This is a genomic window from Pseudoxanthomonas sacheonensis, assembly GCF_010093305.1.
Taxonomy (GTDB): Bacteria; Pseudomonadota; Gammaproteobacteria; order Xanthomonadales; family Xanthomonadaceae; genus Pseudoxanthomonas_A; species Pseudoxanthomonas_A sacheonensis.
The window spans coordinates 356042-368238 of record NZ_PDWS01000002.1 but is presented as its reverse complement, the minus strand read 5'-3'; the positions used below and the strand labels follow the sequence as shown (position 1 = coordinate 368238).

Below are 12197 nucleotides of genomic sequence, written 5' to 3'. Positions count from 1 at the left end.
ACCGCAAATACGCCGACAATTCCGGCTGAGGATTTCGTATGCGTGGTTTCGTTTTGGTTTCCTGCCTGCTATTGCTGACGACGGCCGGCCCGTGTCCGGCACTGGCGCAGGCCGCCGCCCCATCCGTCCGCTATTCCGGCGGCGATGGGCTCACGCTCAAGAAAGCCGTCGTGATCGCCGGCGTAGGCAGCGTCGATGAAGGCATGGCAGCCGAACAGGAATGGATACGCATTCACTATCCCGGTGCGGTAGTCGAATCGAAGGGCAGGGTGGTCGGTCCGCCGCATTACGACGTGATCACGCTGAAACTGGCCAGCGGTTCACGGGTGGATTTGCATTTCGATATCACCGCGTTCTTCGTGGAATGAGCGAGGACCGGCGCGGAAGGAATCTTGCGATGCAGACTGTTTCCTGGGGCGATTTCGAGAAAGTCGAGCTGCGGGTCGGGCGGATCATCGCCGCCGACCCTTTCCCGGAAGCGCGCAAGCCTGCGTATGTGCTGCGGATAGATTTCGGCGAAGCGCTGGGCATTCGCAAATCCAGCGCGCAGATCACCGCGCTTTACACGCCAGAACAGCTGATTGGCAGACAGGTGGTGGCGGTGGTCAATTTTCCGGCCAAGCAGATCGGTCCGCTGATGTCCGAATGTCTGGTGACCGGTTTCCACGATGCCGAAGGGAATGTCGCTTTGTGCGTTCCCGAGCGGGAAGTGCCGCTGGGTGCCAAGCTGTTGTGATCGCAAGGCGACGGGCGCCGCTGGCGATATAGTGTCCGCATAAGTCCTGGCTGGAGCCGAAAAAATGTCCGCGCCACTGACGCTGCCCACATCGATGCTGTCCGAGCTGGAAGCGGCGTACGCCACGCCGCCGCGCGCGTACCACAACTTCGGACATGTGCAGGAAGTGCTGCACCGTTTCGCCGAGGTGACCGCGGGACCGGGCTGGGCGCAACCTGCCGAGGTCTATCTTGCGGTGCTGTACCACGACGCCGTTTACGAAGCCGGGCGCAAGGACAACGAAACGCGTTCGGCCGATCTGGCGATGGCGCAGATCGCGCAATGGCTGCCGCAACACGGGGTCGACACGCTGCGCGTCGCGGAGTTGATCGATCTCACCGCACGCCACGGCCAGTTCTCGCCGGCGGATTTCGGCGACGACGGTTTTTCGCTGGATACGCGCCATTTCCTCGATTGCGACATGGCGATCCTGGGCGCGGAAGCGGGCGTGTTCGATGCGTACGACGCCGGCATCGCGGAGGAATACCGGGGCCATGTGCCGGGATTCCTGTTCAGGCTCAACCGCAAACGATTCCTGAAGGGATTGCTTGCCCGCGAACGCATCTACCTGAGCGACTGGTTCCATCAGCGTTACGACGCCGCGGCGCGAGCGAACCTGCGGCGCGCGATCGACCGTTAGGCGGGGCTGCCGCCGCAATCGAGGTGGGTCAGGTACAGGCGCAGATCGAATTCCAACTGGTGGTAGTCCGGCGCCATGTGCGCGCATAGCTGATAGAACGGCTTGTTGTGGTCGCTTTCCTTCAGGTGCGCCAGTTCGTGGGCCACGATCATCTTCAGGAAATCCGCCGGGGCGTCGCGGAAAACGGTGGCGATGCGGATCTCGCGGCTGGCTTTCAAGCGGCTGCCTTGCACGCGCGATACGGTGGTATGCGTGCCCAGCGCATGCTTCACGACCTGCAGCTTGTTGTCGTAGACGACCTTGTTGAGCGGCTCGGCCTTGCGCAGGTAGCGGTCCTTCATTTCCAGGGTGTATTCGTACAGCTGACGGTCGTTGCGCACGGCATGTTTCTGACCGTACTTGTCGGCGAGCACCGCACCCAGCCGGTCCTGCTCGATCAGCGTGCGTACCCGCATCTGCAGGTCTTCGGGATATCCGGCGAGGTATTTGAGCGCTTGCATGGCGCAACCATACCGGTTCCCGGCGTTACAGTAAGCCTATGCAGCCGAACGACGATCCGCCGCCGCAGCCTCCCGTCAAACCCGACCCTGGCGATTGCTGCGGCGGGGGCTGCGTGACCTGCGTTTACGACGCCTACGAAAACGCATTGGAGCGCTACGAACAAGCGCTGGCCGCCTGGAAAGCGCGCCATGGGGACGCGTAGCAGAGCGTAGGAGCGACGCGAGTCGCGATGGGGCATTACCGGTAGAGCTTCATCGCGACTCGCGTCGCTCCTACGGAATCTCTATGTGGGCGGATGGTCGTAGCGGTTGCGGTAGATCCTGCGTTCATCCACGCAGTACTCGCTGCCCATGGCGAACTTGCGGCAGATTCCCGGGCGCTGGTCGTAGATGCTGCAGCACATGCGCAGCGGGTCGATCGCCACGCACCATCCGTCCTCGCCGTGGGCCATGACTTCCACCCCGTGCTCGTTGCGATCCACCAGGTGGCGTGGCACCTGGTCCTCCGGCATGACCACCACGGTCAGCCTGCAACAGACCGCATCGCAACGGCTGCACGACACCGAGGCGTCGATGCCGTTGTGCAGGCGTAGGGGAATGCCGCTCATGGCAGCGCCGGTGCGGGGTTGGTTTTCGGACTGCCGCGGCGGTAGCTGAGCAGGCGGCCGCGGAAGGGCTCGATGTCCTTTTCGTTGAAACGGCTGCGGCGCTCGGTGACTTCGTATCCCTGTTCGGCCATGGCGCGGGTGAAGGGCCCGCTGTTGCCGCGGCCGGGATCGGTGACCAGCAATTCGGCGTCGGCATTGGCGTGGCGCAGCATCATCGCCGCGACCTGCGCGGCGTGATCGCGTTCGTACAGGATGTCGCTGCCGATGATCAGGTCGAAGCTGCCAAGGGTCGCGTCCGGCACCGACCAGGGCAGGTCGCGGTAGCTCACTGCAGGCAGATTGTTGAGCCCGGCGTTGTAGGCCAGGAAGGATTCGGCCAGCGGATGGTGATCGCTGGCCACCACGTCGGCGCCGCGTTTGGCCAGCACCAGACTGGACAGGCCCAGGCCGCAGCCCAGTTCCAGGATGCGCTTGTCTGCGATGTCGAAGCTGCTCATGGCCTCGGCCAGCACCCGGCCCGAAGGCCAGACCTGCCCGAACAGGCTCCACAGCGACGAAGAGATGCCCGCACGATGCGCCTGGCCGGTGGGATCGGCGAACTGCTGCAGATCGCTGAGCGCACGGATGCGGTAGTCGTGGCCGCCCAGACGGACGGTGAGCAAACGGGTGGCGTAGCCCGGCATGGGCGCTCCGGCAATGGCGTCTCGAGTGTTCCCGACAACGGGCGAGACGCGGGGGAAAGGAGCGAAGCGGGCGACTGGAGTACGGCCGGGCGAGACGCGCGAGCAAGCATGCAACCCCGGCATCCTACGCCAGACTTCCTGAAGCTGGCCGCCCTGCCTGCAAATGGCGTCCGCGGGCCTGGGCGGAGCGTTTCAGAAGCTGGACAGGCCCGTGGCCTCGGTAAACCGGTAACGCCAGTAGCGCAGACGCGAATCGTCGGCATAGCGGGCGTAGGGCAGACTGATCCGGCGGCCTTCGGTATTGCTCCAACTCTGCTCGAAATAGGAGGCCGCCCGGCCCATCACGGCGGTATCGGCGGCTGCCAGCACGCGCGCGCTGCTTTCCAGGTTGTAGTCGTCCAGATTGCGCCTGGTGTAGTTGGCCGAACCCACGATCAATTCCGCTTTGCCGGCGGCGCTGCGTTTCAGCAGGAATTTGGCGTGGCATTGTTCGCCATGGGTGTCGCACCAGCGTATGGGCACTCCGGCCCGGTGCAGTTCCAGCGCCGCCTGGCGATTGGGAATGCCGTTCTTCTTCCTGCCGAAAGCGTCCTCGTTGGGGTCCAGCAACACGCGCAGCTTCACGCCACGCCGTTGCGCCGCCGCTACCGCCTTCAGCAATCCACGGTGAGAAAAATAGAACACCGCGATATCCAGCCGGTCGCCCGGCTTGGCGCTGGCGATGCTGGCGAGCAACGCATCGCGGATGCGTCCTTCGGTGAGGATCTGCACCTGGGTGCCGTCGGCAGTGCCGGCGGGGCGGGCGGAAGGCGCGATCGAAACCAGCGATCGCGGCCAGGCGGCGCCGGACATCTCCACCACCGCGCGTTCGCTTTGCAGCAGGTCCAATGCGGCCGGACCGCGGAACCGCAACGCCACGTTGCCATGCGCGCTGCTGCCATCGTGTGGATTCGCGCTGGCCACCAATCCCACCCAATCGCCGCCGGAATCCACCACCAGGGTCTTGCGGTGGTTGGCATTGAGATTGAGCAAGGCCAGATAGCTGCGCAGCGTCGCCTTGCCCTGGCCGAACGGGCTGGGCAGCGAGCCGCCGCGGTCGCTGTTCCCAAGCCATCGGCAGCACAGCTGCCAGAGTCCGGACCACGCGGGGTTGGGCGCACGGATCCGGGTCAGATCGGTGACCACCGTTTCTATGCCAGCCGCGCGCAACGCGTCCAGGTGCTTGGAGGTCATTCCGCCATACAGCGTGTTGATGGGGTCGGTGATCATGACGACCTGCAAGCCGGGCACCGCCCGTTTGCGTTCGACCAGCGCCTGGGTCAGTTGCGCGCTCAGCGGGCGCAGGCTGGGTGCGGCATCGGCGCCGGTGAAGTCGTTGAACAGGAACATGTCCACCACGACCACGCGTTGCGCCTGCCCGATCAGGCGCAGGATTTCATCGAACACCTGCTGATCGCTGTAGCGCGCGCCGGCCGCATCGACATAAGTGATGTCGGTCAGCAATGCCGTATCGCCGGAAGAGGCGATGGGAAAATTCCGTCCGATGCCGGCGGGCAGCGGTTTGTAGGCCTGCCAGGCGGCTGAGATCAGATAACAGGCCAACAGCACCAGCAACAGGCGCTTGCATGCGCGCCGGAGATGCCCCTTTGCGGTCCCATGAGAGGAAGCCTTGGTTCCGTCCAAACTATTCACCCCATGGAAATCGTTTGCGTGGATGAACGGATGTTACGGGATGGCGGGCACTTCCCGTAGGATGGACCCTTATCGAGCCACGGAGGAAACCCCCATGATCCAGCGATTCGAAATAGGTCCGCGCCTGTCGGAAATGGCGATCCACAACGGCACCGTCTACCTGGCCGGCCAGATTGCCGAAGACGCCGGCGCCGACATCCAGGGCCAGACCCGGCAGGTGCTGGAATCCATCGACGGTTTGCTGGCGCAGGCCGGCAGCGACAAGAGCAAGATCCTGCATGCGCAGATTTTCCTGCCCGACCTGGGCGATTTCGCAGCGATGAACCAGGTCTGGGAAGCATGGGTGGTGCCGGGCCATACGCCCACTCGCGCCACCGTGCAGGCCGCGCTGGCCAATCCCAGATGGAAGATCGAAGTCGTGATCACCGCCGCGGTCTAACGGCGGCGGTCTGAAGTTGTAGAGCCGAGCTTGCTCGGCTGCCTAGGTTCTTCCGCGAAGAGCAGCCGAGCAAGCTCGGCTCTGCAACGAAGAAGGGCGGGCGCTTACTTGTTCTTCTTCTTTTCCTGCTTCTCGGCGCGCTTTTCCTTCAGCGTCTTGGTCGGCGCCTTCTTCTCGTTTTTCTTCTGGTCCATACCCTTGCTCATACAGGCCTCTTCTTCGTTTGCGTTGGTTGGAGAACGGCGGCCGCAACGACCATGCCGGTGCGGCGAGTAGTGTTGTCAGCCCGGCGGCCTTAGTCAATCGCCGGAAAAGCCGCTGCGGGGATCGAACAGCAGGCGGTCAGAAGCGCTCGCCGACAGGCAGGTAACGCCACTCGCCTACCGGCATCCTGTTGAGAGCGATGCGGCCGATGCGCAGGCGGCGGATCGACAGCACTTCCAGGCCGACCTGCGCGCACATGTGCCGCAGTTGACCGGGCCGTACCGCCTTGATCGCGAAGCGCAGGTTGTTCTCGTTCTGCCAACTGACCTTGGCGCGGGGCAGGGCGCGGCCCAGGTAGAGCATGCCGTCGCACAGACGCGGTAGGCCGTAGGGCGCGAGTTCGCCTTGCACCTCCACCACGAACTCCTGTTCGATCATGTCCGCGTCCTCGCTCAGCCGCCGCCAGACGCGCCCGTCCTGGCTCAATACGACCAGGCCGCTGGCTTCGGCATCCAGCGGCATCAGCGGGGTCAGGCGCACGAAATGGCGCTTGAGCACCCGGATGCCGGGATCGTCGCCTTCGGTGTGGCTGGCGGGGGTGGCCAGTCTGGATGCTGCTTCGAACTCGACGCCGGCCGGCTTGTGCAGCAGCAAAGTCGCCGGTTCGGCGGCTTCCAGATCCGCTTCAGGGTCGATCAGCACGGTCTGCGTGGTGATGGGGTGCTGGGGAGCGTCGATCACTTCGCCGTCCACGGTCACCCAGCCGCCCTGGATGTACTGGTCGGCCTCGCGCCGGGAACAACCGGCGAGTTCGGCGACGCGTTTGGCAAGGCGGACGGGTTCGGACATGGAAGGCAAGGCACGGGTAGGGTGTGCAGTGTAAGCGCTGGCATGCCAACGCAAGGTTTACCCCGATGAAGGCCCCGCGCAGGCACAATGGGCTTCCTTTGCCACCCGCCCCACTGGATGAAGACCCCGCAAGGCCTGCAAGCGCTGATCGACGACGGCGTGATAGACGAAGTGATGCGCCCGCTGAAGAGCGGCAAGGAAGCGGCCGTCTATGTGGTGCGGTCCGGCGACGACGTGCGCTGCGCCAAGGTCTACAAGGACATGGCACAGCGCAGCTTCAAACAGCGCGTGCAATACCAGGAAGGCCGCAAAGTGCGAGGCAGCCGCGAGGCGCGAGCCATCGGCAAGGCCAGCAAGTACGGGCGCAAGCAGCAGGAAACGGCCTGGAAGAACACCGAGGTCGACGCCCTCTACCAGTTGGTCGAGGCCGGCGTGCGCGTGCCGCAGCCGTACGGGTACTTCCATGGCGTTCTGGTGATGGAACTGGTCACCGATGCCGATGGCTTCTCGGCGCCGCGCCTGGGCGAGCTTGAACTCGAACCCGGTCAGGCCCGCGAATACCACGCTTTCCTGGTCAAACAGGTGCAGCTGATGCTGTGCATCGGCCTGATCCATGGCGACCTTTCGGCCTACAACGTGCTGGTGGGCGCCGAAGGTCCGGTGGTGATCGATTTCCCGCAGGTGGTCAGCGCCGGCGGCAACAACGCCGCACGGGCGATGCTGTTGCGCGACGTCAACAACCTGACCGCCACTCTGGGCGCGTTCGCACCGGAACTGCTGGACAGCTGGTACGGCGAGGAAATGTGGGCGCTGTTCGAAACCGGCGATCTGTTGGCGGACACGCCGCTGACCGGCAAGTTCGTGCACGACGAGCGCAGCGTGGACCTGGACGGCGTGCGCGACGCCATCAACGACGCCCGCGAGGAGGCGCTGATCCGCCAGCAGGGCCGCGAGGCCGCCGCCGAGCTGGATTGATCCCCTTTAATGCTTTTGTAGGAGCGGCGTAAGCCGCGATGAGGCCTTACCGGTAAGGCCTCATCGCGGCTTACGCCGCTCCTACAAAACCCCACATATTCTCCAACCCTGGATATCCCATGACTATTTCAATGCACGCCGCTTCCGTTCCCGTTTTCCAGCAACTGCTCGGCAGCCTCGACCAGTTGTTGGCCAAAGCCGAGGCGCACGCCGTCGAACACAAGATCGACGCTGACGCTCTGCTGCAAGCGCGGCTGTTCCCCGACATGTTCCCATTGGCCAAGCAGGTGGTGGTGGCCTGCGACTTCGCACGCGGGGTATCCGGTCGCCTGGCAGGCGCGGAACTGCCGGTACTCGAAGGCGACAACAAGAGCTTCGCCGATCTGCGCGGCCTGATCGGCGCCAGCCTGGATTTCATCGGCGGCCTGGACCCGGCTGCATTCGCGGCCGCCGGTTCGCGCGAGATCGTGCTGCGCCCGGGTACGCCGAAGGAACGCAGGATGGAAGGCCAGCCCTACCTGCTGCACTACGGCCTGCCGCAGTTCTTCTTCCATGTCACCACAGCTTACGACCTGCTGCGCCACAATGGCGTGGTAGTGGGCAAGCGCGACTACATGGGCGCGTACTGAGCCCGCCGCACAAGGATCCAAGCAATGACCAGCCGCACCGCAAAACCGTGGGACCGCAAGAATCCGGCCGGACCCGGCGGACACGTCAAGTTGACGCCGGAACAGATAGAACAGGCCAAGGCACGCGCCGAAGCGGCGGGCCGCGCTTATCCGAACCTGGTGGACAATATGTTCGTGGCGTCGCAGGCGCGCAAGCGCGGCATCAAGAGCAAATGAACTTCACACAACGCAGCCGCGGAGAAAACGCATGAGTTGGATCGGAATCGTGCTGGTCGTGGTCGGCATCTACCTGGCGATCAAGGTCGCCGGCTTCGCCCTCAAGTTATTGCTGTGGGTGCTGGTGTTCGGCATCGCCTACTGGTTGCTGGCGCCTGTGTTGGGATTGCCGATTCCGTTCTGAACACATGCTCTTCTGTCATCAGAATGACGCGGAGTTCTAACCGAATTTCAACACCGCGCTGGATATCCTGTTGCCACGTCCGCGATCGTCGCAGGCAGGGATCTCTCCCCTTGCCGGGCCATGGCGGACGACCAGATCGAGCAGGCATCTCAAGCGGGCATCGATGCCTTGAGCCAAGCCACCGCGCCTTCGCCGGCGCGGTGGCCGCTTGCCAGGCAAGCGGTCAGCAAGTAACCGCCGGTCGGCGCTTCCCAATCCAGCATTTCGCCTGCGCAGAACACTCCGGGCAATGCGTTCAGCATCAGTCGGTCGTTCATCGCTTCCAGGCGCACGCCGCCGGCGCTGCTGATGGCTTCAGCCAGAGGACGCGCGCGTTTCAGGGTCAGCGGCAGGCGATGGATCGTGCGCGCAAGCAGCACGGGATTATCCAGTTGGGTCTTGTCCAGAATTTCGTGGATCAACGCCGCCTTGATTCCGCTGATGCCCGCGTGGCGGCGCAGATGTTCGCTGACGCTGCGATGGCCGCGGGGCTTGGACAATTCCTGCTGCAGGCGCTCCAGGCTGCGCCCTGGCGCCAGATCGAGTTGCAGGGTGGCGTGGCCGTTGCGGGCTATGGCCTGGCGTAGTTCGGCCGACAGGGCATAAATCAGGCTGCCTTCGATGCCATCTGCGCTGATCACGCACTCGCCTTGCAGTGCGTGTTCGCGGCCATCGGCATCGCGCCAATGGGCGACCACCGGTTTCAGCGGCGCACCGGCATGGCGCGCGGCCAGGTGCTCGCTCCAGCCGACATCGAAACCGCAGTTGGCCGGCTGCAACGGCGCGACATCGACCCCGCTTTCGGCCAGCAGTGCCTGCCAGGTGCCATCGGAGCCCAGCTGCGGCCAACTGCCGCCACCTAGCGCGAGCACCACGGCGTCCGCGCGAAGGCTTGTTTCTCCCGCGGGCGTATCGAAACGCAGCTGCTCGCCATGCCAGCCCGACCATCGATGATGCACATGGAAGCGCACACCGCTTTCGCGCAGCCGCCGCACCCATCCGCGCAACAGCGGTGCGGCTTTAAGGTCGGAAGGAAACACGCGCCCTGAGCTGCCTACGAAAGTCTCCACGCCCAGTCCGCGCGCCCATTCGCGCGCCGCGTCTGCGTCGAAATCCCGCAGCCAGGCGCCGACTTCGCTACTGCGCTCGCGGAAGCGTTGGATAAAGGCGGGCAGGGGTTCGGAGTGGGTGAGGTTCAATCCGCCCTTGCCGGCGATCAGGAATTTGCGCCCCACCGAACCCTTGGCTTCATAGACATCCACTTCAAGGCCCGCCGCGCGCGCGACTTCTGCCGCCATCAACCCGGCGGGGCCGCCGCCGATCACTGCCAGGCGTGGAGAAGATGCTGCGGAATGGGAGGTCATCGCGTATCAGTGCGGCTTGACGGCAAGCAGTTCGACTTCGAAGACCAGCGAGGCGTTCGGCGGAATCACGCCGCCCGCGCCATCGCTGCCATAACCGTAGTGGGAAGGAATCAGCAAGCGCCGCTTGCCGCCGACCCGCATGCCGGCCACGCCGTCGTCCCAGCCGCGGATCACCTGGCCGCCGCCGAGCAGGAAGGTGAAAGGTTCGCCGCGATCCACCGAACTGTCGAACTTTTCGCCGCGCATGTCCTTGGCCTTTTCGTCGTAGAGCCAGCCTGTGTAGTGCACGGTGACGTCGGATCCCGCGGTTGCGGTCGCGCCGGTACCGGTTTTTTCGTCGATCCGTTGCAGCTCGGCCACGCTGCCGCCGGGCGGCGGGCCAGGGTCGGCGCAGGCGGAAAGGGCCAGCAGGGCGAGCAACGGCAGTGCGAAACGCATGGGGGATCCTTGTTGTCGGAGGCGCGCAGGGTAACGCATGCCGCGATTCCCGGTTACGCCGTTATCATGCGGACATGGCCAAACTACTGCTAAATCTGCGCAACGTGCCCGACGACGAAGCCGACGAAGTGCGCGCCTGGCTGACCGAAAGCGGCATGGATTTCTACGAAACCCAACCCAGCCCGTGGGGAATCTCGTCGGGTGGCATCTGGATGCGCGAGGATGCGGACATCGTCCGCGCCAAGGCTTTGATGGCCGACTACCAGGCCAAGCGCCTGCAGCGGGCCAGGGCGGCGCAAGACGCGGCGCGCGAACAGGGCAGCGAGGAAACCTTCGGCAAGCTTTTCAGCCAGCGTCCGTGGTACGTACTGGGGATACTGATTGCGATCATCGGCATCGTGGCATTGACGCTGGCATTGCCGTATCTGTTCTTGCGCTAACGTGTTGTCCAAGCATTAAGAACCATGTCATCCTGAGCGCAGCGAGGGATCTGCTGGCCGCCCTAAGAACAGATCCCTCGCTGCGCTCGGGATGACAAGGAACGGGAGAGCTGACTTAGTCAGCCCTCGCTTGGTTTCCTTCAAATTTGCCATCGGCTACGGAATGAGCTTTTCGTACTCCGCCTCAAGCCGCGCATGCGTCGGCCAGAAACCCTCCGGCTCGCGGCCTTCCAGCTTGTCCAGCAGGATTCCCAGGTGCGTATGCCAGCCGCCGGCGACGCTGAGCATCTCCTCGCGGTCGGGCAGGCGGCTGTGCACGAGGACCAGATGCACGGCATCGCCTTGGGGGGTGAGTTCGAAGCGTACGTGCGAAGCGTCTTCGCCTTCGCCCCATTCGTAGGCGAGCAGGCGCGGCGGTTCGCAGGCGGTGATGCGGCCGTGCATGCGGCTTTCGCCGGCGTGCGCAGCGTATTTCGGGGGAGGGTTGCCGTCGTGCCCGGTCAGTTCCGAGTTGCGGAATACATGCTCCACCGCGCCGCCTTCCTTCAATTCCATCTCGCCGGCCGCCAGCCATTGGCGGCGCTTTTCGGATTCGGTGAGAAACGCCCAGACCCGTTCGATCGGGCCGGGCAAGGTGCGTTCGATGCGCACGGTATTCGGGGCGATGACTGCGGCGTAGGAATTGTTCATGGTCGTACCTTGCGGGTGGATGGTCAGAAGAGCCCGGCGAGCGCGTCGAGCATGGTGTTCCAGCCGTCCTGGGTGCGTTGCGCGTATTCGGCCCACTTCGCATCCATGCTGTGGACGAGGGTCAGCACGCAGCCGCTGCTGGAGGCGGCGATGTCGATACGCACCTGGCTGGGTTCGTCGTCCGACTGGCCTTTGACCGCCCAGGTGAAGACCAGCCGGTGGGGCCGTTCGATTTCAAGGTACCGGCCCACGTGATCGATGATTTCGCCGTTGCGCTCGACTTTGAGCGAGAAGCTGCCGCCGACGCGCGGGTCCACGTCCAGCCGAACCACGTTCTCCTCGCGCACGCGCGGGCCGAACATCCATTGCCCCAGCGTGCGCGGCACCAGCCAGGCGTCGAAAACGCGCTCGGGAGCGGTTTCGAAGTAGCGCGTCACGCGCACTTCGATAGGTGGGGCAGGGCTCATCGCGATTTCCTCCTGGTTTGCGCGGCGGTGTCGGCGTGCAGCGCGATTTCCAGCGCATCCAGGCGTTCGCTCCAGAATTGCTGGTAGTACTGCAGCCATCGTTCGGCTTCGGCCAGAGCTTCGGCGCGCAACTGGCACAGATGGGTGCGGCCCTGGATGCGCTTCTGCACCAGGCCGGCGCGTTCCAGCACTTTGATGTGTTTGGAAGCGGCGGCCAGCGAAATCCTGAAAGGCGCGGCCAGCTCGCCGACGCTGCGCGGTTGCGCGCTCAGGCTGCGCAGCATGCGGCGGCGCGTGCTGTCGGAGAGGGCCTGGAATACGGAGTCCAGCTGGGGAGAGTCATATTCAACCATGAGGTTGAATAT

General features: G+C 64.4%; 20 protein-coding genes. 10 read left to right on the top strand and 10 right to left on the bottom strand.

The window, feature by feature from the left end; translation table 11 throughout:
- The first annotated feature begins 38 nt into the window (after positions 1-38).
- The 3 genes from CSC73_RS03580 to CSC73_RS03570 all read left to right on the top strand — a co-directional run bounded on the left by CSC73_RS03580 (position 39) and on the right by CSC73_RS03570 (position 1415).
- A complete protein-coding gene (locus tag CSC73_RS03580) occupies positions 39-368 on the top strand; it encodes a hypothetical protein (protein ID WP_163839034.1) in 330 nt (109 codons plus the stop codon).
- Positions 369-397: 29 nt separating this feature from the next.
- The gene (locus tag CSC73_RS03575; RefSeq protein ID WP_163839033.1) at positions 398-736 is read left to right on the top strand and encodes a tRNA-binding protein; all 339 of its coding nucleotides are present in this window, start codon (positions 398-400) and stop codon (positions 734-736) included.
- A gap of 64 nt (positions 737-800) precedes the next feature.
- A complete protein-coding gene (locus CSC73_RS03570) occupies positions 801-1415 on the top strand; it encodes an HD domain-containing protein (protein WP_163839032.1) in 615 nt (204 codons plus the stop codon).
- Here CSC73_RS03570 and CSC73_RS03565 read toward each other — a convergent pair.
- On the bottom strand, positions 1412-1915 hold the full coding sequence (locus CSC73_RS03565; protein WP_163839031.1) for a M48 family metallopeptidase: 504 nt from the start codon (positions 1913-1915) through the stop codon (positions 1412-1414). The genes CSC73_RS03570 and CSC73_RS03565 overlap by 4 nt on opposite strands.
- Positions 1916-1953: 38 nt before the next feature.
- Here CSC73_RS03565 and CSC73_RS03560 point away from each other — a divergent pair, with 38 nt between their 5' ends.
- Positions 1954-2118 carry an oxidoreductase-like domain-containing protein gene (locus tag CSC73_RS03560; protein WP_163839030.1) on the top strand — a complete coding sequence of 55 codons (165 nt, stop codon included), beginning with the start codon at positions 1954-1956 and terminating at the stop codon, positions 2116-2118.
- A gap of 81 nt (positions 2119-2199) precedes the next feature.
- On the opposite strand, the gene CSC73_RS03555 is transcribed toward CSC73_RS03560, so the two are convergent.
- The 3 genes from CSC73_RS03555 to CSC73_RS03545 form a co-directional block, all read right to left on the bottom strand.
- Positions 2200-2523, bottom strand: coding sequence for a YkgJ family cysteine cluster protein (locus CSC73_RS03555; RefSeq protein ID WP_163839029.1), 324 nt, complete (start codon positions 2521-2523; stop codon positions 2200-2202).
- Positions 2520-3206, bottom strand: a complete 687-nt coding sequence (locus tag CSC73_RS03550; RefSeq protein WP_163839028.1) for a class I SAM-dependent methyltransferase — start codon at positions 3204-3206, stop codon at positions 2520-2522. The genes CSC73_RS03555 and CSC73_RS03550 overlap by 4 nt, the downstream gene beginning before the upstream one ends.
- Before the next feature lie 192 nt (positions 3207-3398).
- Positions 3399-4814: a phospholipase D family protein gene (locus tag CSC73_RS03545; protein ID WP_246197318.1), complete on the bottom strand. Its 1416-nt coding sequence runs from the start codon at positions 4812-4814 to the stop codon at positions 3399-3401.
- Between the two features lie 178 nt (positions 4815-4992).
- Here CSC73_RS03545 and CSC73_RS03540 point away from each other — a divergent pair, with 178 nt between their 5' ends.
- The gene (locus tag CSC73_RS03540) at positions 4993-5337 is read left to right on the top strand and encodes a RidA family protein (protein WP_163839027.1); all 345 of its coding nucleotides are present in this window, start codon (positions 4993-4995) and stop codon (positions 5335-5337) included.
- A gap of 342 nt (positions 5338-5679) precedes the next feature.
- Here CSC73_RS03540 and CSC73_RS03535 read toward each other — a convergent pair whose 3' ends face one another.
- Entirely contained in the window at positions 5680-6390 is a 711-nt protein-coding gene (locus tag CSC73_RS03535) for an rRNA pseudouridine synthase (RefSeq protein WP_163839026.1), read from the bottom strand.
- Positions 6391-6507: 117 nt separating this feature from the next.
- Between CSC73_RS03535 and CSC73_RS03530 the strand changes: the two genes are divergently transcribed.
- The 4 genes from CSC73_RS03530 (at position 6508) to CSC73_RS03515 (ending at position 8394) form a co-directional block, all read left to right on the top strand.
- A complete protein-coding gene (locus CSC73_RS03530) occupies positions 6508-7365 on the top strand; it encodes a PA4780 family RIO1-like protein kinase (RefSeq protein ID WP_163839025.1) in 858 nt (285 codons plus the stop codon).
- Positions 7366-7484: 119 nt separating this feature from the next.
- A complete protein-coding gene (locus CSC73_RS03525) occupies positions 7485-7994 on the top strand; it encodes a DUF1993 domain-containing protein (protein WP_163839024.1) in 510 nt (169 codons plus the stop codon).
- Positions 7995-8018: 24 nt separating this feature from the next.
- Positions 8019-8210: a hypothetical protein gene (locus CSC73_RS03520; RefSeq protein ID WP_163839023.1), complete on the top strand. Its 192-nt coding sequence runs from the start codon at positions 8019-8021 to the stop codon at positions 8208-8210.
- 31 nt (positions 8211-8241) lie between these two features.
- Positions 8242-8394, top strand: a complete 153-nt coding sequence (locus CSC73_RS03515; RefSeq protein WP_143014527.1) for a DUF4175 domain-containing protein — start codon at positions 8242-8244, stop codon at positions 8392-8394.
- A 149-nt stretch (positions 8395-8543) separates the two neighbouring features.
- On the opposite strand, the gene CSC73_RS03510 is transcribed toward CSC73_RS03515, so the two are convergent.
- Both CSC73_RS03510 and CSC73_RS03505 read right to left on the bottom strand, forming a co-directional pair.
- Complete coding sequence (locus CSC73_RS03510; protein WP_163839022.1) at positions 8544-9797, bottom strand: TIGR03862 family flavoprotein; 1254 nt, start codon at positions 9795-9797, stop codon at positions 8544-8546.
- A gap of 6 nt (positions 9798-9803) precedes the next feature.
- Positions 9804-10235, bottom strand: coding sequence for an FKBP-type peptidyl-prolyl cis-trans isomerase (locus CSC73_RS03505; protein ID WP_163839021.1), 432 nt, complete (start codon positions 10233-10235; stop codon positions 9804-9806).
- A gap of 74 nt (positions 10236-10309) precedes the next feature.
- On the opposite strand from CSC73_RS03505, the gene CSC73_RS03500 reads away from it, so the two are divergent.
- Complete coding sequence (locus CSC73_RS03500) at positions 10310-10675, top strand: DUF6164 family protein (protein WP_163839020.1); 366 nt, start codon at positions 10310-10312, stop codon at positions 10673-10675.
- 156 nt (positions 10676-10831) lie between these two features.
- Here the strand turns inward: CSC73_RS03500 and CSC73_RS03495 are convergent, their stop codons facing one another.
- Genes CSC73_RS03495 through CSC73_RS03485 form a run of 3 tightly spaced genes read right to left on the bottom strand, consistent with a single transcriptional unit; the run spans position 10832 to position 12185 of the window.
- The gene (locus CSC73_RS03495; RefSeq protein WP_163839019.1) at positions 10832-11365 is read right to left on the bottom strand and encodes an SRPBCC family protein; all 534 of its coding nucleotides are present in this window, start codon (positions 11363-11365) and stop codon (positions 10832-10834) included.
- Positions 11366-11388: 23 nt separating this feature from the next.
- On the bottom strand, positions 11389-11832 hold the full coding sequence (locus CSC73_RS03490) for an SRPBCC family protein (protein ID WP_163839018.1): 444 nt from the start codon (positions 11830-11832) through the stop codon (positions 11389-11391).
- A complete protein-coding gene (locus tag CSC73_RS03485) occupies positions 11829-12185 on the bottom strand; it encodes an ArsR/SmtB family transcription factor (RefSeq protein WP_211840795.1) in 357 nt (118 codons plus the stop codon). The genes CSC73_RS03490 and CSC73_RS03485 overlap by 4 nt, the downstream gene beginning before the upstream one ends.
- Positions 12186-12197: the final 12 nt, after the last annotated feature.

Excerpts from the sequence above, each read along its gene's own strand:
- CSC73_RS03580 (WP_163839034.1), top strand. The coding sequence starts at position 39 with ATGCGTGGTTTCGTTTTGGTTTCCTGCCTGCTATTGCTGACGACGGCC.
- CSC73_RS03575 (WP_163839033.1), top strand. The coding sequence starts at position 398 with ATGCAGACTGTTTCCTGGGGCGATTTCGAGAAAGTCGAGCTGCGGGTC.
- CSC73_RS03570 (WP_163839032.1), top strand. The coding sequence starts at position 801 with ATGTCCGCGCCACTGACGCTGCCCACATCGATGCTGTCCGAGCTGGAA.
- CSC73_RS03565 (WP_163839031.1), bottom strand. The coding sequence starts at position 1,915 with ATGCAAGCGCTCAAATACCTCGCCGGATATCCCGAAGACCTGCAGATG.
- CSC73_RS03560 (WP_163839030.1), top strand. The coding sequence starts at position 1,954 with ATGCAGCCGAACGACGATCCGCCGCCGCAGCCTCCCGTCAAACCCGAC.
- CSC73_RS03555 (WP_163839029.1), bottom strand. The coding sequence starts at position 2,523 with ATGAGCGGCATTCCCCTACGCCTGCACAACGGCATCGACGCCTCGGTG.
- CSC73_RS03550 (WP_163839028.1), bottom strand. The coding sequence starts at position 3,206 with ATGCCGGGCTACGCCACCCGTTTGCTCACCGTCCGTCTGGGCGGCCAC.
- CSC73_RS03540 (WP_163839027.1), top strand. The coding sequence starts at position 4,993 with ATGATCCAGCGATTCGAAATAGGTCCGCGCCTGTCGGAAATGGCGATC.
- CSC73_RS03535 (WP_163839026.1), bottom strand. The coding sequence starts at position 6,390 with ATGTCCGAACCCGTCCGCCTTGCCAAACGCGTCGCCGAACTCGCCGGT.
- CSC73_RS03530 (WP_163839025.1), top strand. The coding sequence starts at position 6,508 with ATGAAGACCCCGCAAGGCCTGCAAGCGCTGATCGACGACGGCGTGATA.
- CSC73_RS03525 (WP_163839024.1), top strand. The coding sequence starts at position 7,485 with ATGACTATTTCAATGCACGCCGCTTCCGTTCCCGTTTTCCAGCAACTG.
- CSC73_RS03520 (WP_163839023.1), top strand. The coding sequence starts at position 8,019 with ATGACCAGCCGCACCGCAAAACCGTGGGACCGCAAGAATCCGGCCGGA.
- CSC73_RS03515 (WP_143014527.1), top strand. The coding sequence starts at position 8,242 with ATGAGTTGGATCGGAATCGTGCTGGTCGTGGTCGGCATCTACCTGGCG.
- CSC73_RS03510 (WP_163839022.1), bottom strand. The coding sequence starts at position 9,797 with ATGACCTCCCATTCCGCAGCATCTTCTCCACGCCTGGCAGTGATCGGC.
- CSC73_RS03505 (WP_163839021.1), bottom strand. The coding sequence starts at position 10,235 with ATGCGTTTCGCACTGCCGTTGCTCGCCCTGCTGGCCCTTTCCGCCTGC.
- CSC73_RS03500 (WP_163839020.1), top strand. The coding sequence starts at position 10,310 with ATGGCCAAACTACTGCTAAATCTGCGCAACGTGCCCGACGACGAAGCC.
- CSC73_RS03495 (WP_163839019.1), bottom strand. The coding sequence starts at position 11,365 with ATGAACAATTCCTACGCCGCAGTCATCGCCCCGAATACCGTGCGCATC.
- CSC73_RS03490 (WP_163839018.1), bottom strand. The coding sequence starts at position 11,832 with ATGAGCCCTGCCCCACCTATCGAAGTGCGCGTGACGCGCTACTTCGAA.
- CSC73_RS03485 (WP_211840795.1), bottom strand. The coding sequence starts at position 12,185 with ATGGTTGAATATGACTCTCCCCAGCTGGACTCCGTATTCCAGGCCCTC.